18 protein-coding genes are annotated in these 21885 nt (G+C 35.9%); 6 read left to right on the top strand and 12 right to left on the bottom strand.

The annotated features are described in order from the left end of the window. Window positions 1-422 precede the first annotated feature (422 nt). The 3 genes from I600_RS13690 to I600_RS13680 all read right to left on the bottom strand — a co-directional run bounded on the left by I600_RS13690 (window position 423) and on the right by I600_RS13680 (window position 4466). Entirely contained in the window at window positions 423-1307 is an 885-nt protein-coding gene (locus I600_RS13690) for a leucine-rich repeat domain-containing protein (protein WP_058105082.1), read from the bottom strand. Window positions 1308-1518: 211 nt separating this feature from the next. Continuing rightward, window positions 1519-2394, bottom strand: a complete 876-nt coding sequence (locus I600_RS13685; RefSeq protein WP_058105081.1) for a leucine-rich repeat domain-containing protein — start codon at window positions 2392-2394, stop codon at window positions 1519-1521. Between the two features lie 161 nt (window positions 2395-2555). Continuing rightward, a complete protein-coding gene (locus I600_RS13680; RefSeq protein ID WP_058105080.1) occupies window positions 2556-4466 on the bottom strand; it encodes an ABC-F family ATP-binding cassette domain-containing protein in 1911 nt (636 codons plus the stop codon). Between the two features lie 135 nt (window positions 4467-4601). On the opposite strand from I600_RS13680, the gene I600_RS13675 reads away from it, so the two are divergent. Continuing rightward, window positions 4602-4997, top strand: coding sequence for a DUF983 domain-containing protein (locus I600_RS13675; RefSeq protein WP_058105079.1), 396 nt, complete (start codon window positions 4602-4604; stop codon window positions 4995-4997). On the opposite strand, the gene I600_RS13670 is transcribed toward I600_RS13675, so the two are convergent. The 9 genes from I600_RS13670 to I600_RS13630 all read right to left on the bottom strand — a co-directional run bounded on the left by I600_RS13670 (window position 4987) and on the right by I600_RS13630 (window position 16912). Beyond that, window positions 4987-6030 (bottom strand): NAD(P)/FAD-dependent oxidoreductase, encoded by a 1044-nt coding sequence (locus I600_RS13670; protein WP_058105078.1) that lies wholly within the window; start codon window positions 6028-6030, stop codon window positions 4987-4989. The genes I600_RS13675 and I600_RS13670 overlap by 11 nt on opposite strands. A gap of 97 nt (window positions 6031-6127) precedes the next feature. Beyond that, window positions 6128-7015, bottom strand: a complete 888-nt coding sequence (gene porN / locus I600_RS13665; RefSeq protein ID WP_058105077.1) for a type IX secretion system ring subunit PorN/GldN — start codon at window positions 7013-7015, stop codon at window positions 6128-6130. A gap of 64 nt (window positions 7016-7079) precedes the next feature. Beyond that, the gene (porM, locus tag I600_RS13660; protein ID WP_058105076.1) at window positions 7080-8639 is read right to left on the bottom strand and encodes a type IX secretion system motor protein PorM/GldM; all 1560 of its coding nucleotides are present in this window, start codon (window positions 8637-8639) and stop codon (window positions 7080-7082) included. A gap of 56 nt (window positions 8640-8695) precedes the next feature. Further along, window positions 8696-9352: a type IX secretion system motor protein PorL/GldL gene (gene porL / locus I600_RS13655; RefSeq protein ID WP_058105075.1), complete on the bottom strand. Its 657-nt coding sequence runs from the start codon at window positions 9350-9352 to the stop codon at window positions 8696-8698. Window positions 9353-9437: 85 nt separating this feature from the next. Further along, a complete protein-coding gene (gene porK, locus I600_RS13650; protein ID WP_058105074.1) occupies window positions 9438-10802 on the bottom strand; it encodes a T9SS ring complex lipoprotein PorK/GldK in 1365 nt (454 codons plus the stop codon). Window positions 10803-10924: 122 nt separating this feature from the next. Then, on the bottom strand, window positions 10925-12082 hold the full coding sequence (locus I600_RS13645) for a formimidoylglutamase (protein ID WP_058105073.1): 1158 nt from the start codon (window positions 12080-12082) through the stop codon (window positions 10925-10927). A gap of 59 nt (window positions 12083-12141) precedes the next feature. Then, on the bottom strand, window positions 12142-14631 hold the full coding sequence (topA, locus tag I600_RS13640; RefSeq protein ID WP_058105072.1) for a type I DNA topoisomerase: 2490 nt from the start codon (window positions 14629-14631) through the stop codon (window positions 12142-12144). 212 nt (window positions 14632-14843) lie between these two features. Beyond that, window positions 14844-16109 carry an LVIVD repeat-containing protein gene (locus I600_RS13635; RefSeq protein ID WP_058105071.1) on the bottom strand — a complete coding sequence of 422 codons (1266 nt, stop codon included), beginning with the start codon at window positions 16107-16109 and terminating at the stop codon, window positions 14844-14846. Between the two features lie 74 nt (window positions 16110-16183). Next, on the bottom strand, window positions 16184-16912 hold the full coding sequence (locus tag I600_RS13630) for a hypothetical protein (RefSeq protein ID WP_058105070.1): 729 nt from the start codon (window positions 16910-16912) through the stop codon (window positions 16184-16186). A 150-nt stretch (window positions 16913-17062) separates the two neighbouring features. Between I600_RS13630 and miaB the strand changes: the two genes are divergently transcribed. The 5 genes from miaB to secG are packed head-to-tail and all read left to right on the top strand — an operon-like array spanning window position 17063 to window position 21843. After that, entirely contained in the window at window positions 17063-18508 is a 1446-nt protein-coding gene (gene miaB / locus I600_RS13625) for a tRNA (N6-isopentenyl adenosine(37)-C2)-methylthiotransferase MiaB (RefSeq protein WP_058105069.1), read from the top strand. Window positions 18509-18527: 19 nt separating this feature from the next. Beyond that, on the top strand, window positions 18528-19814 hold the full coding sequence (locus I600_RS13620; protein ID WP_058105068.1) for a sigma-54 interaction domain-containing protein: 1287 nt from the start codon (window positions 18528-18530) through the stop codon (window positions 19812-19814). Window positions 19815-19835: 21 nt separating this feature from the next. Next, window positions 19836-20357, top strand: coding sequence for an LptE family protein (locus I600_RS13615; protein WP_058105067.1), 522 nt, complete (start codon window positions 19836-19838; stop codon window positions 20355-20357). 4 nt (window positions 20358-20361) lie between these two features. After that, on the top strand, window positions 20362-21477 hold the full coding sequence (locus tag I600_RS13610; RefSeq protein WP_058105066.1) for a hypothetical protein: 1116 nt from the start codon (window positions 20362-20364) through the stop codon (window positions 21475-21477). Between the two features lie 6 nt (window positions 21478-21483). Next, window positions 21484-21843 carry a preprotein translocase subunit SecG gene (gene secG, locus I600_RS13605; protein WP_058105065.1) on the top strand — a complete coding sequence of 120 codons (360 nt, stop codon included), beginning with the start codon at window positions 21484-21486 and terminating at the stop codon, window positions 21841-21843. Window positions 21844-21885 lie beyond the last annotated feature (42 nt).

Here is a 21885-nt window from a genome sequence, read left to right as displayed (position 1 = left end):
TAATTTATAAGCGTATTTCAAAAAACACAGGATCAAAAGTACTTTTTAATATCCCTTAGGATGATGATGATTAAATGAAACGACCAAATTCAAGAGTGAAACGACTTTGAAACAATCTCAGCTTAAATCAACATGCCGTTTTGTACAAAAGTTTCAAAAAAAGCACTTACTATCAACGAGTGAAATGTCTATACCTTATAGGGTAATCATCAAAATATTGTTAAAACAGAATAGCTTTTTTAAATAGACTTTAACTAGAATTTTTTGGAAATCATTTAATCATCGGCGAAACTACAAAAAAACACTTCTGGCATTGAAAGCCTTTATGGTTAAAGTAATCATAAAAAATATTGACTTTACGGTAGGTATAAAACAAAAAAGGGATGCTCTCACATCCCTTTCCCTTAGTATTTTTAAGCTATTTAATTTCGCTTTGCATCTTCATATTTGGTATCTACTATACGTGTTCTATTTATTTCGCCTGTACCAAATTTTAAATTCAAAAATTCGTCATCACTATCAAACACGGCAAGTTTAGTACTTTGCATTCTTAACAATGAGTTTAGAGACCTAAAATCATTGCCTTGCAATTGTACAAATTCTAGGTTACTCAATGTTGCCATACCACTAGGCAAATCGCCTTCAAATTTATTATAAGAAAGAATTATTTCCCTTAAGTTCACCAAACGTCCTAAATCTACTTCAATTGCTCCTGCCAACTTATTACCAAATAACTCTAAACGCTCTAATTTCTCAAGTTTTTCAAGCGACTTGGGCAAACTTCCTTCTAAATAATTACTGGAAAGGTTTAAGGTCTTTAGATTAGAAATTTCACCGATACCCTCAGGAATTTCACCTTGAAACAGATTATTGAACATAGAAAGTTCTTCCAATGCTGCCATTTTTGAAAAATCTTGGGGCAAAGTCCCTGATATTTTGTTCATTTCTAAACGCAATGAGGACAGCTTTTGTAAACTAAACAAATCTTTAGGCAGTTCACCTTCAATCACGTTAAAAGCAAGGTTCAATGATTTTAAATGAGAAAGCGCGGAAATACCATTTGGAATAGCACCAGTTAAATTGTTGCGATATAATTTTAAACCAACAACATGACCGTTTGCAACCTCAACTCCATGCCAAGTTGCTGGATCGGACTTCAAATCCCATTTACGCTGCCACTGTTCACCAACGGTGCTATTATTGAAATCTATTAAATATTGTTTCTCCTTTTCAGGTATTTGTGCATTGACCAAATAACTACAGGTCATGAAAAGCACTATGCAGGTAAAATTAATAACATTTTTCATACTGAAAATATTAAGGTTTGGGGGCTTTTTAAATACACATTTCACAGCTTAAACAAGTACAAACCTACTTTAGTGTAAAAAGTACTTTTATTATAACGTGCAAAAAATACATTTATGATATATAGCTGAACCTTTATGGTACAAAAACAAGAAAGAGATGCTGTTCAACATCTCTTTCTTTCACCAAACTAACTAAAAGTGTAAACTACTCTTACTCTTCTATATCTTCAAACTTCGTATCCGCCATTCTGGTTCTACTGAAGTTTATATCCTTAAATTCTATTTTATCGTCTTCTTTATCGTAATCAAAAACCAAATACTCTTTAGTTTCCAAAAGCTCTAAAGCTTTAAAAGAACTAAAATTGTTGTTCTGAATTTGAAATACCTCTAGGCTAGCCAGTTGTGAAAACTCGTTGGGAATATCACCTATAAGTCTATTGTTCGCCAATACCAATTCCTTTAAATTACTAAGGTTACCCATATCTCTTGGAATAGCTCCTTCTAATCTATTTTCAAAAAGACCCAAAGTCTCTAATTGAGATAACGCACCCAATGAACTTGGTATATCACCAATGAATTCATTACTAGAAAGGTTAAGCACCTTTAATCCTTTTAAATTACCAACCGTAGAAGGAATCTCCCCTGTGAAAAAATTATTGAAAGCAGAAAGTTCCTCTAGTTGTAACAAGCTACCAATACCTTCTGGTAGTTCACCATTTAGCCTGTTCATTTCTAACTTTAATATTTTTAAATTGGATAGGTTTTCAATTTCTACCGGTAACTTACCTGTTATTGAATTAAATGCAAGATTCAATACTCTTAGGTTCTCAAGGTCACCTATTTGCGAGGATAAAGACCCCATAAGATTATTATGAAACAAGTTGATTTCAACTACCTTGTCATTTTCTACCTTAACACCGTGCCATTTAGAAACTGGTGCATTCAGATCCCATTTCTTTACCCAATGCTTACCATTGGTAGTTTCGTAAAGATCAATTAATGCTTTTTTCTCTTTTTTAGATACTTCTGCAAAACAAACTGTTGTCAGAAATAATAAGCTGAAACTTAAATAGTATAGTTTTTTCATATGATGGTGGTTTGGTAAATGTATTCAACTAGGAATTATCCTACAAATTTGAACTAATAACGTTGAAAACTGAAATTTTATCGTTGATTTACCCTGCTATGTTGTGAAAGTAGCTAAATCTGTGGTGAAACTATCTAAATCTGTGGTGAGACAAAACTGAATTATGTTAACTCCTCAATATCAATAGTTAGCGTTTCCCACTTTTGCATTAACGTCTCTAATTTCTTCTTTTTGGCTTGATATCCATCAAAGAAATTAGGCTCAGCGATAGTAGCATCATAGTCTACCAACAAATTATGGTCGATCTCATTGATCTCCTTTTCTAAAGAACCAATTTTACTCTCTACAGAGCTTAATTGATTTTTTAAACTCTTTATTTTTTTCTGATCTTGAAATGATGTGGTTGCTTTTGGCTTCTCCTTTTCGGCAACAACGGTCTGTTTTTTCTCAATTGCCCTAAAATCCTCTACTTTGCGTTGCTCCAAGTAAAAATCTACATCGCCCAAATATTCTCTAATCTTTTGGTCTTTAAACTCATAGACTTTATTGGTAAGTCCTTGTAAAAAGTCTCTATCGTGAGAAACTAAAATTAAGGTGCCTTCAAAATTTAAACAGGCTTGTTTTAGTACATTTTTAGATTTGATATCCAGGTGATTGGTAGGCTCATCCATTACAAGTACGTTAAATGGCTGCAATAACATCTTTGCCAAAGCCAAACGGTTACGCTCACCACCGGACAAAACTTTAACGTATTTATCAACTTCATCTCCCCTAAACAAAAATGACCCTAAAATATCTCTAACCTTACTTCTATTCTTTTCATTGGCGGCATCTATCATGGTATCAAGTATGGTCTTATTACCATCTAAATACTCTGCCTGGTTCTGAGCAAAATATCCTATTTGCACGTTATGCCCCAATTTTAAGTGACCCTCATGTTCCAGATCACCAACTATAATTTTAGCCAGGGTAGATTTTCCTTGTCCGTTCTGCCCAACAAAAGCCGTTTTGCTGTCACGTTCAATGAGCAAATTAATATCGTTTAAAACCAAATTCTTACCGTAAGACTTAGAAAGCTCCTCTATCTCAACCACTACCTTGCCAGGGGTGACGGATACAGGAAAACGCAGACTCATAACACTGTTGTCATCTTCATCAACTTCAATACGTTCAATTTTATCAAGCTTCTTTATTAAGGATTGCGCCATAGAAGCCTTGGTAGATTTTGCCCTAAACTTCTCTATTAAACGCTCTGCTTGCTGAATCTCTTTCTCTTGATTCTTCTGTGCATTAATTTGTTGTTGTTTGATTTCATTCCTTAAAACCAAATACTGGGTGTATGGCTTATTATAATCATATATGCGACCTAAAGATATTTCTATGGTTCTATTGGTTACATTATCCAAGAACATTTTATCATGAGAAACAATTACAACAGCACCGGTATAATTATTTAAAAACTGCTCAAACCAAATAATGGATTCTATATCCAAGTGGTTGGTAGGCTCATCTAAGAGCAACACGTCATTACTTTGCAGCAGTAGTTTTGCAAGTTCTATACGCATTCGCCATCCACCGGAAAAAGTTTCGGTCTTTTTATCAAAATCCTCTCTTTTAAAACCTAAACCTTGCAGTATTTTTTCTGTCTCTCCTTGGTAGTTATATCCTCCCAAAATTTCATAATGTTGGGTAATATCACTTAAATCTACTATTAATTGATTGTACGATTCTGATTCATAATCTGTACGCTCTGCCAATTGATGGTTAATCTCATCTAACTTTAACTCTAGAGCTTTGATCTCTTCAAAAGCTTGATAAGCCTCTTCTAAAACCGACCTGCCTTGAACAAAATCTATATCCTGTCTTAAAAAACCAATTTTTATGTCTTTTTCAACCGCAATTACTCCGGTATCCAAAGCCATATCCTTATTAAGCAGTTTTAATAAGGTTGACTTACCTGCACCGTTTTTACCTACTAACCCTACTCTATTACCGGCATTTAAGCGAAATGAAATTTCTTCAAATAGATATTCTCCTCCAAAAGAGACAGATAGGTTGTGAACGTTTAACATAAATTCTAATTCTTCTTGTTAGCCTTGGATATAGATAAAAATTATCTATACATACATGCTTAATTATCTTTTCTTCAAATAGATATAAGACAAGAAAAATGCCTTAAAATCGTACCTTAGTATAAAGTTTTGCAAATGTTAAAAAAAGGAAACAAACTCTACAGTATTTTAACAGGAAGTTGCCCCAGATGCCATAAAGAAAGTATGTATGTGGACAAAAACCCATATCATATGGGCAAAATTTTTGAAATGCATGATAGATGTGGTCATTGCGACCTAAAATATAAAATTGAGCCTTCTTTCTTTTATGGCGCTATGTATGTTAGTTATGCAGTAGGTATTGCTTTTGCCGTTGCAGCTTTTGTCATTGCCAATCTTTTTCTTGGAGCTAGCCTCATCACCACTTTTATTGCGATAATTGGAACCCTGGTCGTTTTTATGCCTGTAATCATGAGAATTTCTAGAAATATTTGGATCAATATGTTCGTGAAGTATGATGCCAAGGCTACTTTACACAACACTAGTCATTAGTAAACCGGGCTATGTCCATTTCTGCCAATAGCGGTGCTTTTGTTTCAATATGATCATAAAGAGATTTGGCCGCCCACGGTGCAATGGTAATACCATGAGATCCAAAACCGTTCAGCACCCATAAGTTTTTGTGTTTAGGATGTTGCCCCACCAATGGTCTTCTATCTTTTACCGTAGGTCTCATACCTGCTACATGATCAACCACGGCATAATTACACTTTAAAAGGCCATTAAGTTTTTCTATAAGTTCATTCTTGGCTTTCTCTGTAGTAATATTGTCTTTTTGTTCTCTATTGTAGGTAGCACCCACTTTGTATAGATCATCACCAAGCGGAATTAAAAAAATAGATGATTTAATAATATTCCTCTCATTTAAATCTTTTGCCTTGATTACAATATATTCTCCTTTAGACCCCTGCATTGGCAAATAATTGAAAAACAGATTACACACCATACCGTACCCTTCGGTAAATACAATGTTTTTAGCTTTTACATTTTGATATACAACACAATTCTCTTCAATTTTCAATTGCTCATAATGAAATGTCTGTGCGTAAATTTTATCATTTTCACTTAGCCATTTCTCATAAGTATCAAATAAGAATTTAGTATCCAGTTTACCTGTTTGTAATACTTTACCAAATTGAAAAGGGATGTTAAGGGCTGCATTATCGTTTTGCGCCAAGGCAACATCCAAAAAGGGCTTTAACTTGTTTTTATCGGCAGCTTCAAACCACAAATTTTGCTCTTCAATAGAAGCGAATTTTCGGAGTACATTTAATTTTTCATCAAACCTTACATTTAAAAATTGCTCTAACCCGCTATAAAATTCCGTAGCCACAGGTAATTGCTCATCTGCCCGCCATGAGAGTGTAAACCTTTTTAAAATTATAGGATTGTACAAACCACCTGCAACCCTAGAGGATGTTTGCGAACGGTCATTAAACACTACGAAAGTCTTATTATTTCTGCGTAGGTTTTCACAAAAGGCAGTACCTGCCAAACCTAGACCAACAATCATATAATCTACCATACCACAAATGTACTTACAATGTATGAAACAGTATATAAAACAAAAGACCCGATCTGTAGATCGGGTCTTTTTTATGTGAATTGGATTTTCAGCAAGCTTAATAAGCCCACATGTCTTGTTCTTTATCTCTAATAGTTTCTTTGATTCTTTTTGCTTCCAACAATTGGAACAAAGCATTATCAGAAATGTAATCATCAATATTTCTATCTCCTTGAACGTTATCTTCTTTATAAATAACAGCATCAAACCTACGTGCATTCAACAACATGTCAAATGATATGGGTTGTGCAGAATTCTGGGAGTTAAATAGTTTAGCCTCGTGCAACATTTCACGCGCATCTGGGTACCATACCCAAAAAAGCTCAACCATATCTGGATTTTCGTCGTCCATAAAGTTAACATCCGGAGCAACAGGAGCAATACCTAAAAGACGGTACTTTAACTCTCCTTGTCTTTTATCAAAATACCAAATTCCTTTTATATGATATTCTTCAATATCCGCTGCAGAAATAGTTCTACGAGTAATATACTCTTCAGAAACAGCTTCACCTGCATTCATTTGCTCATACCCATAATCTAGGGTATCAACCATTTGCAAGGCATCTTTTAAATCTGCATAAGTTCTTTTTTGTGTAAAATAAGAATCTGTATAAGTATCTAATTTTCCACTTTTTAAATTTTTAACCAGTACGTGGTATAATGACCTTCTATCTGGTCCAATATCCATAGTATCTGTTGGGTAGTATAATGGGAAGTTTACTCTCTCATCTAAATCAATGGTCTCCCATAAAGTTTTAGACCAAAGTATATCCCTATCATCTACATAACCATATTCTAATGGAGCATCATTATCCACAGCCTTTTGAGCTTCTGTACGAATACCAACCTCACTAGGTTTCTTTGCGTTCAATACATTTGCCTGGGCCATCATTGATAAAGGTAACATTGTTACCGCTCCCATTACTAAAACATTTTTCCAATTCATGTTTGTTTCACTTTAAAATTAACCGGGCAAGACCATAGGGCTTACCCGGTATCATTCCATTTATTTAGTTTGTAATCTCCACTACTACTGGAGATACTTTCTTTAACTTGTAACTCTTATTGTTTGTGATATAAGCTTCGATATCGAATATTTGTACAACATCTCCTCTTTTAGCACGTGATAAAGCTTGTTTAGCCTTAGCATTCATTTTGTTTCCTCTAACAGAAACGGTTGGCTGACCTGGTACTTTGAATTTGAAACCGCTTACCGCTAAGTTCAAATCAAAATCGAAGTCTTCTAAACCAGCACCTATAGTAGCGATCTCAACATTTCTCTTTGGAAGTTTAAGACTACCTGTTTGCTTGCTTATGCTACCTTCTGGCCTTGGAATATCCTTAATTCTGAATTCAGACTTAGAAGATACAGACTGACCATCTGGCAATGTACCTGAAGCTGTAATAGTAACATTTCTACCAGTACCTGGTGTCATTACATACTTACTACCACTTACCGCTTTAAGACCTGGAGCAGATGCTCTAACCTTATTGTTAGGTATACCTGGTATAGAGATAGACATTGGGTTAGCAACACCTCTATAAACAACATTCATTTTATCTGCAGCGATCAAAGCAGCATTTGGCTTAGAAATCGTTGCGAAAGAGTTATTAACCTCAACAGGAATTTCTTCACCGTCTTGCTTAAAGTAGATAGTACCTTTTACTTCATGATCACCGGCAGAACCAGAACCAATCAACATTTTAACACCACCTGCCTCTAATTTATAATCAGAACCTTCAGATAATTTTCTTCCATCTAAAGTCAACTCAGCTCTTACTGGAGTAGAAGAATTATCAGTTTTGCTGATAATGATCTTACCATCGTACTTTTCACCTGCATAGTATGCAGATTTAGTAGCCGAAAGAGATGTTGCAAAGTTCTTTAAAGAAACTTGCTCGGTCAACTCACCTGCCAACATAGATTTCAAAGCTGCTTCTTCAGTTATCTTAACATCAGCTTGTAACTGTGTTAATTTAGCCAAAGATGCTACTAAAGGATACCCTTCGTAGTGGTAGTTGATCCAATCTTGCTTTGTACCGTCTCTTTTTTCAACTTTACCGTTCTCATCTCCTGTTTGGAAACGATCGATAACAGATTGCTTTAAAGCAGCTGGTACTATTGCAGCAACTTGATCTCTATAACCTGTTAGGTTACTCATGAACTTCTTACCGTCTTCCGATAAATTTTCACCTTGAAATAATTTCTGGTCTAAGTAATCGGACATATCCATACGAGCATAATCTTTAGGATCTTCGATCCCTTCCATCATACCTTTTTTAAGTCCTTCCAAATAATCATAATACTCTTGAGACATTGCTTTGATCTGCTGAGCATTTTGATATAACTTGTCATACTTTGCAGCATCTTCAGATGCTTTAGTTCCAAGACTTTCCAAGAACGCATTGTTACTTGCTGTTGTCTTTTCGTTAGAAGTCTCTAGCTTTTCATTCATTATACCGAATGCCGCTAGCACCTCTTTACTCATGTTTAACGCCAACATTGCGATGAAGATCAAATACATTAAGTTGACCATCTTCTGACGTGGTGATTGTTTTCCTCCTGCCATGGATTTTTAATTTAGATTTTTAATTAATAATTGATTCGGGTCGGTAAAAATCCAAATTAGTTTTTGCTCATTGCAGATAACATACCACCATATACACCATTCAATGAAGAAAGGTTTGTAGACAAAGATGCCATTTGATCTTTAAGTGCACTTGCATTTTGAACAACCTCTTCATTAACTGAAGCTTGTTTGCTAGCACTTTCCAATTGTACTTTATAAAGACTGTTCAAAGACTCCATTTGAGCTGCAGCTTGAACCATTTCGCTTGAATATTTCTTAGTAGACTCCATTGCATCAACAGTTGGAGCGATACCTTTAGCAGCACCTTCAAAGTTCTTGATACTAGTACCTAAGCTTTCCATAAGATTTGCATCTACACCAGCTTCTTTTAATAAGTCATCCAATTTCTTAGATAAAGATGCCTCTGCTTCTTTTACTTCTGTAGCAGCTTGTGCTTTCTTAGGAGCTTTGCTCTCACCACCAGCTAATTCTGGGTATACCAATGACCAATCTAAATCGTCATCTACTGGTTCAAATGCACTGATCGCAAAAATAAGTGCTTCTGTTATAAGACCTATCGCTAGAAGAATACCACCATTTAAAGGTCCTAACTCCCAGTGAAGAATTTTAAATAATGCACCGATAATTACAACTGATGCTCCAAGGCCGTAGGCCATGTTAAATAATTTTTTTGTGGATTTTGACTGTGCCATGATTTTAATTTAATTTAAGGTTTAATAAAAAAGATTTGGTTAAAAAATGAATTTGAATTTATTATAAAACTGTTAATATTATTATTTATTGTGTTGAGTCTTCCTCACCCATATAATCTTGTACTGTTCTGAAACCTATGTAACTACGAGCTGAATCTGCATACTCAAAGTCTCTTGTACTTACTTGTAAAAAGTATGCTACATCTTTCCAAGAACCTCCTCTAATAACTTTTCTTGTGTTAGATTGATCACCTCCGTTAGGGTTCATTGTTGAAACATAATCGTAAGCACTTGGATCGTAACTAGAGTTTGTCCACTCAGATACATTACCGGCCATATTATACATGTTATAATCATTTGGCTCGTAAGATTTAGCTTCTACCGTATATAAAGCGGCATCTGCTGCATAATCCCCACGTTGTGGTTTAAAGTTTGCCATAAAACAACCTGTATCACTAATAACGTATGGTCCACCCCAAGGATAAGTACCACCTTCGATACCACCTCTTGCCGCATATTCCCATTCTGCCTCTGTTGGAAGTCTAAATTGGTTTACGAACTGCTTTCCACGACTCTTATTATCATCATTCTTGAACTTGGTTCTCCAATTACAGAATGCTTTTGCCTGTTGCCAGCTAATACCTACTACAGGATATTCGCTATACGCATCATGCCAGAAATAATCATTGTGCATAGGCTCATTGTACGAGTATGAGAAATCTCTGATCCATACCGTAGTATCCGGATAAATTTCTACCTCTTCTGTTCTGATAAAGTCTTTACGGCTAGTATTTCCTTTTACAGATGCTCTTGCCGCAGCTTCAATATCCATCCAGCTGTACTTATATTTTAATTGCTTAACGTCAATAGTACGTTGACCATTATAAGATTCTTCTTCAGACAAATAGATAGAATCCATAATTTCGGTATAATACTCATCTGGATAGTCCGATGTGTCCCACACTAGGTCTTCATCTTTGCTCAACGCTCTACCTTCGTATCCTGTTTCGCCCATACCAGAGTAATTATCCAACATATATTTATCATATACAGATGCTCTTGTTGTATCTGCATCTTTAAATGCATAATCACCAATACCACCTTCTTCTGGACCAATACCTAATTCATCTGCTAAAATGGCCAACTTGGTTCTAACAATAGAATCTTTTACCCATTCTACAAACTGACGATACTCACTATTGGTAATTTCAGTATCATCCATGTAAAAAGAACGTACCGTAACTGTCTTAGTTGGTGCATTCAATAATTTTCCTTGGTCTTCCTCACTCTTACCCATGATAAAAGAACCCCTTGGGATAAGTTCCATTCCATATGGTTTTTCTGGATACCACTTTTTTCCCTGGACTCCGGTTAGCTCACCTTTCTGTTTAGACCCACAACTTGTGAGTAAAAAAACAAACGCTATAGAGGATAACAATAGCTTCTTCATACTTTAGGTTAAATTTCGATTATGGTTTAAACTCAGAATACAATAATTTATTCTAACAACTAAAACTAGGTTTTATATAAAATATTGTATTAAAGTCTTTTAATGCTTTAAAAAAAATTATGTTAATTAAAGCCTTTCTTATAGGCCTTGAACCACCTTTCAGGAATCTGTTGATTACATGCGTCTACATAATCCTTCTCGGTGCAAGGTAATAACGCAGGTGTATTGGCTTTAGTATGTGAAGTAAAAATAGATGGCACTTCTGTCCACCATCTTTCTGTTAATAAGCTTTTGTAGAACACCAACTCTTCATCTTCGCTAGGTACGTTATACTTAACAAAATCATCTGTTTTGGTGTATGGAGATTCTTTAATCCTAAAATTGATACCTTCTATAAAGTACCATATTATTTGTGCTATTAGCTGTTGTGATTGTACGGTATTCTCCATTTCGTACAATCCAAAAACAGACACTTTATCACTGATACCGGCATATCTGGATATTGCACATATTTCTCTACCATTAAATCCGTTTGGAGAGAAATTTGCCGACATAGAAATTTCACTTGCTTTTACAGATCGCAAGTCTAAACTTACCATGTGCGCATTTCTTAGCACAGGCTCTGCCAAAGAAATATCATTTGCAACCTCACCAAGTCTATAGGCATCAAAAAATAAACGCTCCATAAGATCTATTTCTTCCTGGGCATTAAAATAACTTTGATAACCAATATTTGAAAAATTGAAAAGGTTATTAGGTTTGTCCGTAATGATTTTACTCATGTAGGAATGCGAAGATATAAGCTCATCTTCTATACCAAAATCGAACCTGCTATCAATAGCTACCAGGTTGATCATATCCCTAATACCATCAAAAGCCCTGTATGCAGGATATGTAATATCTTGTGTAGCTCCTAAAATGATAGGAATGATATCTTCTTCAAGTAAACCGGCAACTACTTCTTTTACTACAAAATAAGTATCCTCTACAGTTGCGCCTTCTTCTATATCCCCCAGATCTACAATAGTTGCGTTCCAATTTCCTATTAAAAGTTTGTAGAACTGTAATCGTATAGCGGAAACATCTAGCTTTTCGTGTTTTTTCTCATATGCATTTCTAGACTCCCTTACCCCTAAAATGGCTACTGTGGCATTTGCCAATACCGGCAAACCATCCTTTTCAGTATGTATATAGGTGTTTTTACCAATAGATTGACTTGGTAATAACTCATTATGGGCTAAAACTTTGTCCGATACCGGAACTAAAAAATCAAAGGCCATTATTGAATAGGTTTAGAAATCATAAAAATACTACACTCTTATAAAGACTTAAAAATAGATTACTTTTTTTTCTTAGCCTTGGCTTTTGTCTTTTTCTTTGGTGTTTTTTGTTCAATTAATTTCTGAGCTTCTTCCAACGACATTTTGGTAACATCTACCGTTTTAGCCAATTCAACCTTGATCTTGCCCTTAATAACATTATGGCGCCCCCATCTGGCCTTTTCTATGCGAATACCTTCTTCTTCCCAGTTTTGAACAACCTTATCTATTTCTTTTTGTTTTTTAACTTCAATAAGCTCAACAATATCGTCATTTGATAAGTTGTCAAAATCATACTTCTTATTAACGTTGATGAACATACCGTTCCATTTTATGAACGGACCAAACCTACCAACGCCTTTGGTAACCTCTTTTTCTTCGTACATCGCAATTGGCGCGTCCGCTTTTTGCTTGGCAACTATTAATTCTATTGCTCTATCCATCTCTATTTCAAAGGCACTTTCCCCTTTGTCCATAGAAATAAATTTATCGCCGAATTTTACATAAGGTCCAAATCTACCCACGTTGGCCAATACCTCTTCTCCTTCATAAACCCCTAATTTTCTAGGAAGCTTAAACAGATCCATTGCTTCTTCATAAGTAATGGTATTCAAAGATTGCTCTGGCAATAAACTGGCGAATGTTGGCTTCTCTTCATCATCTACGGTACCAATTTGAACCATTGGCCCGAATCTACCTAAACGTACAGATACTTGTTTACCACTCTTAGGATCTTTACCTAAAATTCTTTCGCCACTTGCGCGATCCGCATTTTCTTCAACATCTACCACATTTGGATGAAAATCTTTATAAAAGTCTTTCATCATTTTCTTCCAATCTTCATCACCAGAAGCTATTTCATCGAAATCTTCTTCTACCTGTGCGGTAAAGTTGTAGTCTAATATATTGGCAAAATTACTTACCAAGAAATCGGTAACGATCATACCTATATCCGTAGGTACCATTTTTCCTTTGTCCGAACCTACATTTTCACTAAGGTTCTTTTCTTCTATTTTATTTGATGTTAAAATCAATTGTTGATACTTACGTTCTGTACCCTCAATTGTACCTTTTTCCACATAACCTCTATTAAGGATCGTAGAAATTGTTGGGGCATATGTAGATGGTCTACCAATGCCCAGCTCTTCTAGCTTTTTAACCAAAGAGGCTTCTGTAAATCTATATGGCGGTCTTGTAAAGCGTTCCGTCGCAGAGATAAAATTATTTAGCAAACGCTCACCTTCTTTCATGGCGGGCAACATACCTTCTTGTTCTTCGGCAACATCTTCATCATCTACGCCTTCCATATACACCTTTAAGAATCCGTCGAATTTTATCACCTCACCGTTCGCCGTGAATTCTTCTGAATGTTTATTGGTCTTGATCTTTACATTGGTACGCTCTAACTGTGCATCGCTCATTTGAGATGCAACCGTACGTTTCCATATTAAATCATATAACTTAGATTGATCACGTTCTAATGATGGGGACTGATTGCCCATATCAGTAGGTCTAATGGCCTCATGGGCTTCTTGCGCCCCTTTAGATTTACCGGTAAAATTTCTAGTCTCGCTATAAGATTCACCATAGTTCTTTATAATAGCTTCTTTTGCCGAAGCCAATGCTTCATTGGACAAGTTTACACTATCCGTTCTCATATAGGTAATTAAACCTGCTTCATATAAACGTTGTGCCACCTGCATGGTTCTACCCACAGAAAAATACAATTTCCTTGATGCCTCTTGCTGTAATGTTGATGTTGTAAACGGCGCTGAAGGCGATTTCTTTGCTGGTTTCTTATCTAATTTGCTTACCGAGAAATCTGCAGAAATATTCTTTTCTAAAAATGCCTTGGCCTCTTTTTCAGAAGCAAAGGTTTTATTCAGCTTGGCAGAAAACACACTACCTTCTTCAGTCTTAAATTCTGCAGCGATCTTAAATGATGCTTGTGGCTCAAACGCCTCAATATCCCTTTCTCGTTCTACGATCAACCTTACGGCTACAGATTGTACACGACCGGCAGAAAGACCTGGTTTAATTTTTTTCCAAAGTACCGGAGATAATTGATAACCTACCAAACGATCCAAAACTCGCCTAGCTTGTTGTGCATTTACAAGATTAAAGTTGATTTCTCGCGGATTCTCTATTGCCTTCTGAATTGCAGCCTTGGTTACAGAGTTAAAAACAATTCTTTTTGTTTTTTTCTTATCTAGCCCCAATTCTTCTGCCAAGTGCCATGAAATGGCTTCTCCCTCACGGTCCTCATCACTCGCAAGCCATATAGTTTCTGCTTTATCCGCAAGACCTTTAAGCTTTTTAACCAAAGCCTTCTTTTCTTTATCTACTATATATTTAGGGGTGAAATCATTCTCTACATCTACTCCCAACTCCTTAGAAGGTAAATCTGCAATGTGACCAAAGCTCGATTCTACCTTAAAATCCTTACCCAAAAACTTCTCTATAGTCTTGGCCTTTGCAGGAGACTCAACAATTACTAAATTTTTCGCCATCAACCTTGTTTATACTTACAAATGTATACTAAAAATTATACTTTGAAATTTCAGGAATTTATTTTTTCCCATATTTCAACAGAGATACGCTCGTAATTTCATGAAATTCACAGCTATAAACAAACCAATTGCTCGCCTTCAACAGCTAAAGCTTACGAAATAAAAAGGGGAGGCTATAAATGCCTCCCCTTTTTTTTAACCATTTCATAATTTTACAGCTGTAATGTACTTAACAGCCTAATATCATTGTTTACATATTCGTATTGATACAAGGTACCTTCTCCAATCATCAAAAGAGATGATGATAATGGTATAACATCATAAGCAACAATATCTTCAAAAGTGTTGATTAAAGATATATTAGGAGCATTGCTCTTGTCATACACTTTTAAACCAGCAGTACCGTCACACACAAATAAGGTATCTCCTTTTATTCCCAAACCGTTTGGACCGACCATTGGATAAATCACTTTTAATTCTGGATTTTCCAAGTTGGACACATCTACAACGTAAAGACCACTTTCCGCAGTGCCACAAAAATTACCGCCTTTTAGCGTTACATATGCATAATCACCATCAACGACTACGGGATCACAGGCAGTACCGTGCCTAAATTCTGAAATAAACTCTGGCTTTTGAGGGTTTTCAATACTATAAATATACATGCCCTGTGAACCTCCGATAAATAGTATATCACCTTGATTATAAATAGTCTCAATATCCCAAGCTACTTGCACATCATCCAACACCTTTACATTTTCTACATCGGTAATATCAAATATGTTAATATCACTATAATCTACCACGTATAGATAATTGCCAATAATCTTAAAACGAGCCAAAGAACCGCTCTGCCCTGTTGTTGGCGATTGATTATTAAAATTTTCGGCTACATCTGCAAAAACACCATCGATGCTATCAAACCTGGCCTCATACTCCTTTACAGGGCGCCTTTCCGTGTTTACTTCCCAGCCAACTACAATATCTTTATCATAATCAATATCTCCGTATTCATAAAAATCGGCTTGTGGAAATTCTGTATTGAACATCCAAACATCATTATTATATATGGCATTGACAATACGACTGGTTAAGGTGATATTATTTATATCCGAAATATCGAAAATCACCAAATCACCATAGCTATCCGCATATATCTTATCGTTTTTAATAGATATATCATTGTTGCCTTCCAATTTAATAAATGCGATAGGCTCTGGGTTTGAAGGATTTTGGTTATTTATGACATGAAAACCTTGATTTACATCATTCACAAAAATATAATCTCCGTAAGCGTATATCTTGCCCGAAGTCACAATGGGCACAGGTTCCGTAACGGCTACGGCTTCTGCCTTAAAAGAAACTGCATCTTGTAAAATTGGTCTAGCTACAAGGTAATCTTCATACGGTCCGTCATCATCACATGACACCAATACCGATGTGGCAATTACACACAATACAAAAAAGAAATTTCTCATGGTCTTTAAATTTAAACGGTTGTACCCTATAGATTAAAGCTACCGCTAATAGTTGCGTTATCAACTAGTTAAATTTACGACACCTCATTAAAACCTACACCATCCTTATACATATAGTATGCAGGTACTTTACTCAACATTACAGTAAACAATACACCAATACAACACAAAACAAAGCCCAATTGTGCCACAAACGACATGACCAATACCAGACCAAAAATAACCAGCCAATTTTTGTTGCCTAACGTAAAACTTGCCTTAACCATTTCTAGTGGTGACAGATCATTTGAGAACGCTAAAAAAGCGGGTAGTAATGACATAGGCACTATCAAATAGAACACACCTAACCCACAAGCAAGCCCACCTAAAAGTGAGAGTCCTAAAAGATATAAGGACAAAATGAATACTTTACCCAATCTACCTTCCTTAAAAAAATAAAAGTAGTCATCATTAGCTACCTCATCCATATCCTTTTGCTTACAAATCTTTAGAAAAGCCGCATTCAACGCCAACGCCATAGTGGTAATAGCCAACAGCAAAACAGGAAGCAAAATTACCATTGCAATGACCATCATTGGCGGAAGTTCATTCTGTTCCAGCGCTTCACGATCCGTAATTCCGGCAGCTATCATTGGCACGTAAAACAAAATATAAAATGGCAGTATAACTACAAATGTCAACAATAATGTAATGAAGCCTTGTAGCCACACTTTTTTAAAAAGTTCTATTGATCTGCTAAAAATGGTACCAAAATCTAGATCTGGTCTACTTTGTATGTGCTGTGCAAGGTTTTCTAAATTCATAGGAGTAAGTGGTTATTTTAAAGTTAAATCTAAATAATTAATAAGCGCAAAGCTTAAACTATACCTAAATAATCATGTCATCTTGTCATATTTTTGATTATAATAGTATCTTTGCCATCCAAATTATTTTATACGCAACGTATTACAAAAATGGAGAAAACCATAGACGAAAATGTGCAGGGCACAACTTTGGTAGTAGAAGGAAAAGAGACGAACAAACGTAATCTTTATATTGAGAGTTACGGTTGTGCCATGAACTTTTCGGACAGTGAAATTGTAGCTTCTATACTAGCGACCGAAGGTTTTAACACCACCCAAACGTTAGAAGAAGCAGATTTAGTACTTGTAAATACATGTTCTATTAGAGATAAAGCTGAACAGACTATACGTAAAAGACTTACGGAATACAATAAAGTAAAAAAATCTAGACCCCATTTAAAAGTTGGTGTTCTTGGCTGTATGGCAGAAAGATTAAAAGACAAGCTTTTAGATGAAGAAAAAATAGTGGACATGGTCGTTGGACCAGATGCCTACAAAGATCTACCCAACCTGATTAAAGAAGTAGATTCTGGCAGAGATGCCGTTAACGTCATTCTTTCCAAAGATGAAACTTATGGTGATATTGCACCGGTTAGATTAAACACCAACGGCGTAACGGCTTTTGTATCTATCACCAGAGGATGCGATAATATGTGCACCTTTTGCGTAGTCCCTTTTACCAGAGGTAGGGAAAGAAGTAGAGACCCACAGTCCATTCTTACCGAAATACAAGAGCTTTCGCAAAAGGGCTTTAAAGAAATTACATTACTTGGTCAAAATGTAGATAGTTATTTATGGTATGGCGGCGGACTTAAGAAAAATTTTGAAAATGCATCTGAAATGCAAAAAGCCACCGCTACCAATTTCTCTAAGCTTTTAGATTTGGTAGCACTTGCCTACCCTAAAATGCGTATACGTTTTTCAACATCCAACCCTCAAGATATGACCTTGGATGTTATAAAGACTATGGCGGCACATAAGAACATTTGCAACCATATTCACCTACCCGTTCAAAGTGGAAGCAATCGTATTCTTAAGGAAATGAACCGCTTACACACTATTGAAGAGTATTTTGAACTCATAGATAACATTAGAAAAATAATACCTGACTGCGCTATTTCCCAAGATATCATTAGCGGTTTTCCAACAGAAACAGAGGAAGACCATGCCGACACCTTAAAAGCGCTTGAATATGTAAAATATGACTTTGGTTATATGTACGCCTACTCTGAAAGACCAGGTACTTTAGCAGGTAGAAAAATGGAAGATGATGTTCCTGAACCTATAAAAAAAAGACGTCTTTCTGAAATTATAGCCCTACAAAGAAGCCACTGTCAATTTAGAACGGAAAAGCACGTAGGTAAAATTCAAGAAGTCCTGATCGAAGGAACCTCTAAAAAATCCGAAAATGAGTGGATGGGCAGAAACTCTCAAAGCACCGTGGTTGTTTTTCCTAAGGAAAACTACAAAATAGGGGATTTTGTAAATGTTCAAATCAATGATTGCACTTCAGCAACCTTAAAAGGTCTTGCTGTTGGGTATTCTGACAATAATTAACTTTTAGTAGCCATTTTATATGGAAAGCATACAAAGTATAAAACAACGTTTTGAAATTATTGGGCAAGACCCAAAATTGAATCGTGCTCTAGAAAAAGCAATGCAGGTTGCCGCAACAGATATTTCTGTTTTGGTTACCGGTGAAAGCGGTGTAGGTAAAGAATCGATACCAAAAATTATTCATTCGCTTTCTCACAGAAAGCATGCTAAATATATTGCGGTCAACTGTGGAGCCATACCGGAAGGCACCATAGACAGTGAACTTTTTGGTCATGAAAAAGGTGCTTTCACAGGTGCTACGCAAACCAGAAGTGGTTATTTTGAAGTTGCCGATGGCGGCACCATATTTTTAGATGAGGTTGGCGAGCTACCTTTAACCACGCAGGTTCGTTTATTACGTGTATTGGAGAACGGAGAATTTTTAAAAGTTGGCTCCTCCCAAGTTCAAAAAACAGATGTACGCATTGTTGCCGCCACAAATGTTAATATGTTCGAGGCGATTAAAAAAGAACGCTTTCGCGAGGATCTTTATTACCGACTAAGTACCGTTGAAATCAACATACCACCTTTACGTGAACGCCAAGACGATATTCATTTATTGTTCAGAAAATTTGCATCAGATTTTAGTCAGAAATACAAGATGCCCACGATCAGACTAGATGACCATGCCGTTTCTTTACTTACCAAATATAGGTGGCCGGGTAACATACGTCAGTTAAGGAATATTGCTGAACAAGTGTCTGTCCTTGAAGAAAACAGAGCCATTACAGCATCTACCCTGCACGGATATTTACCTAATAACAATACAAGCAATTTACCTGCGGTAGTTTCCAATTCTAAATCTGAAAGTGATTTCAGCAACGAAAGAGAAATCCTATACAAGGTTTTGTTCGATATGAAAGGTGACCTTAACGATCTTAAGAAGTTGACCATGGAGCTACTTAAGAACAATGATTCTCAAAAAGTTCAAAAAGAGAATGAAAACCTTATACGTAAAATCTATGGTAATGAAGATGATGAGGATGTTGATTTTGATCATGACACCCAAGATGATAATTCTTTAAACGTTCTGCACTTACCCGAACCTAAAAACGAAGAAGCATCTATTATTCAAGATTCTTACGAAGACAAATATCATTTTGCCGAAGAAATTCAAGAAGAAGAAACCCTATCTTTACAGGAGAAAGAGGTAGAATTGATTAAAAAGTCATTAGAAAGAAACAGAGGGAAAAGAAAGGCAGCCGCAACTGAGTTAGGTATTTCTGAGCGCACACTTTACCGCAAAATAAAACAATACGACCTTTAACATTAAATGAATCGCATTTCAATGAGATATCTTAAACAATCCATACTATACCTACTTCCTGTATTTTTATTTTTAAGTTGTGGTGTATACAATTTCACTGGCGGAAATGTGGGTGAAGCAAAAACCTTTAAGGTCAATTATTTTCAAAATTATGCCACTCAAAGTCCTGGTTCTACTTTTGAACCTGGTATGGATAGAGACTTCACACTTGCATTGCAAGATAGAATTCAAAACCAAACCAGCTTAGAATTGATCAGTACGGGCAATCCAGATTTACTATACGAAGGTGAAATTACAGAATATAAAATTTCACCAATGTCTGCAACTGCAGCGCAAACAGCAGCGCAAAACAGGCTTTCTATACGGGTTAAAGTCAGGTTCTACAATCAGTTGAAAGAAGATGCCGCGTTTGACCAAAGCTTTTCTTTCTTTTACGACTACCCTGCAGACACACAGTTAGCAACTATAAAAAGTGAAGCCCACGAGGTAATTTTTGAAAGACTAACCCAAGATATTTTCAACGCCTCTTTGGCAGACTGGTAATTACATGAACGTTAAGGACTTTACATATTTTCTAGAAAACCCTACCAAAGTGGTAGAACCCATTCATACCAAACATTTAGAAGATATTATAGCCGAGTATCCTTATTTTCAAGCTGCACGGGCACTTCACTTAAAAGGACTCAAAAACTTAAACAGCTACAAATACAACAAAGCTCTAAAAGCAACGGCTGCTTTTACGACAGATAGAGATGTGCTTTTTGATTTCATTACATCTAGAGACTTTTTACAATATGATACAGCTACTGCAACTATTGCCGAAATTGAGGTCAATAACGCCATTGAAGTTCAAGAAGAAAATAAAGACCTAACACTAGTTCATTCAACTGAACCTAAAGAAAACACAGATTCTCTTGACATTTCTGATGAAGTAATTACCACAAATGAAAGTAGCCCCACTGAAGAAACTGAAGATCTAAATGATCCTATTGAAGAAGCACCTACACCTTCTTTTATTACACCATCTCAAGACAACCCCCTACCACAAGACGAAAAAGATGCAGAGCAGATTTTGGACCCGGAGTTGTTTCAATCTAAAAACCCTGATAATACCGAAGAAGAAAATGCGCTAGACATTGGTAAACCTCTAACTTTTGATGCCAAAGAGAAGTATTCTTTTTCAGAGTGGTTAAGCCTTGCCTCCAAAAAACCATTAGAAAAATCAGTTGAAGAAGATTCCACTCCTTCAAAAGAGGACGACACCAAAAAGCAACAAACGGTTATTGCAGAAAACAAGGTAGAGGCAGAAAGTCAAAATACAGACAGTGTCAAAGAAAAAAAGACAACAGATAAACCTGTAAAAAAACCAAGGGTAAAAAACGAGGCCATCAAAAAGAAATATGATCGTATTGACAAGTTCATAGCTTCCAACCCTAAAATTGTACCTACGGAACAAAGTACAACCATAGACATTTCACAGTCATCTACCATTAACCAGAACGAGCTAATGACAGAGACTTTAGCAAGGGTTTACCTGGAACAAAAAAAGTATAAAAACGCTATTCAGGCCTACAAAATTTTAAGTTTGAAATATCCAGAAAAAAGTAGTTTCTTTGCAGACCGAATTAAGGCGGTAGAAAAATTACGAAAAGATAATAAATAATTTAGAATGAGTACATTTTCAATTTTCCTAATACTTATCATAGTCGTTTGCTTATTGTTGGTATTAGTGATCATGGTACAGAACCCAAAAGGTGGCGGACTTTCCTCTTCTTTTGGCGGAGGTGGAAACCAAGTAGTTGGCGGAGTAAAAAAAACAGGTGACTTTTTAGATAAGAGTACGTGGACGCTAGCTGGTTTATTAATAGTTTTAATTTTAGCATCTAACATTGCACTTAAAGGCAATTTTGGCGATGCAGATTCTAAATTATTACAAGGTGACGACATTGAAACCGTAGTTCCTGAAACATTACCTGAAGAGGTAACACCACCAGTAACAAATGAAGCTACGCCTTCAGATAGTTTATAGACTACACACTACAATATATTTTAAAATGCCAGCTTATGACAA

The sequence above is a fragment of the Maribacter dokdonensis DSW-8 genome, from assembly GCF_001447995.1.
Taxonomy (GTDB): domain Bacteria; phylum Bacteroidota; class Bacteroidia; order Flavobacteriales; family Flavobacteriaceae; genus Maribacter; species Maribacter dokdonensis.
Note: the sequence above shows the minus strand (reverse complement) of the source record. Positions and strands in the feature narration are given on the sequence as shown.

What these genes read in the sequence shown, in the direction of transcription:
- I600_RS13615 (WP_058105067.1), top strand. Translation starts at nt 19,836, where the DNA reads ATGAGATATCTTAAACAATCCATACTATACCTACTTCCTGTATTTTTA.
- topA (WP_058105072.1), bottom strand. Translation starts at nt 14,631, where the DNA reads ATGGCGAAAAATTTAGTAATTGTTGAGTCTCCTGCAAAGGCCAAGACT.
- miaB (WP_058105069.1), top strand. Translation starts at nt 17,063, where the DNA reads ATGGAGAAAACCATAGACGAAAATGTGCAGGGCACAACTTTGGTAGTA.
- I600_RS13645 (WP_058105073.1), bottom strand. Translation starts at nt 12,082, where the DNA reads ATGGCCTTTGATTTTTTAGTTCCGGTATCGGACAAAGTTTTAGCCCAT.
- porL (WP_058105075.1), bottom strand. Translation starts at nt 9,352, where the DNA reads ATGGCACAGTCAAAATCCACAAAAAAATTATTTAACATGGCCTACGGC.
- porN (WP_058105077.1), bottom strand. Translation starts at nt 7,015, where the DNA reads ATGAATTGGAAAAATGTTTTAGTAATGGGAGCGGTAACAATGTTACCT.
- I600_RS13675 (WP_058105079.1), top strand. Translation starts at nt 4,602, where the DNA reads ATGTTAAAAAAAGGAAACAAACTCTACAGTATTTTAACAGGAAGTTGC.
- I600_RS13620 (WP_058105068.1), top strand. Translation starts at nt 18,528, where the DNA reads ATGGAAAGCATACAAAGTATAAAACAACGTTTTGAAATTATTGGGCAA.
- I600_RS13690 (WP_058105082.1), bottom strand. Translation starts at nt 1,307, where the DNA reads ATGAAAAATGTTATTAATTTTACCTGCATAGTGCTTTTCATGACCTGT.
- I600_RS13610 (WP_058105066.1), top strand. Translation starts at nt 20,362, where the DNA reads ATGAACGTTAAGGACTTTACATATTTTCTAGAAAACCCTACCAAAGTG.
- secG (WP_058105065.1), top strand. Translation starts at nt 21,484, where the DNA reads ATGAGTACATTTTCAATTTTCCTAATACTTATCATAGTCGTTTGCTTA.
- I600_RS13670 (WP_058105078.1), bottom strand. Translation starts at nt 6,030, where the DNA reads ATGGTAGATTATATGATTGTTGGTCTAGGTTTGGCAGGTACTGCCTTT.
- I600_RS13630 (WP_058105070.1), bottom strand. Translation starts at nt 16,912, where the DNA reads ATGAATTTAGAAAACCTTGCACAGCACATACAAAGTAGACCAGATCTA.
- I600_RS13635 (WP_058105071.1), bottom strand. Translation starts at nt 16,109, where the DNA reads ATGAGAAATTTCTTTTTTGTATTGTGTGTAATTGCCACATCGGTATTG.
- I600_RS13685 (WP_058105081.1), bottom strand. Translation starts at nt 2,394, where the DNA reads ATGAAAAAACTATACTATTTAAGTTTCAGCTTATTATTTCTGACAACA.
- porM (WP_058105076.1), bottom strand. Translation starts at nt 8,639, where the DNA reads ATGGCAGGAGGAAAACAATCACCACGTCAGAAGATGGTCAACTTAATG.
- I600_RS13680 (WP_058105080.1), bottom strand. Translation starts at nt 4,466, where the DNA reads ATGTTAAACGTTCACAACCTATCTGTCTCTTTTGGAGGAGAATATCTA.
- porK (WP_058105074.1), bottom strand. Translation starts at nt 10,802, where the DNA reads ATGAAGAAGCTATTGTTATCCTCTATAGCGTTTGTTTTTTTACTCACA.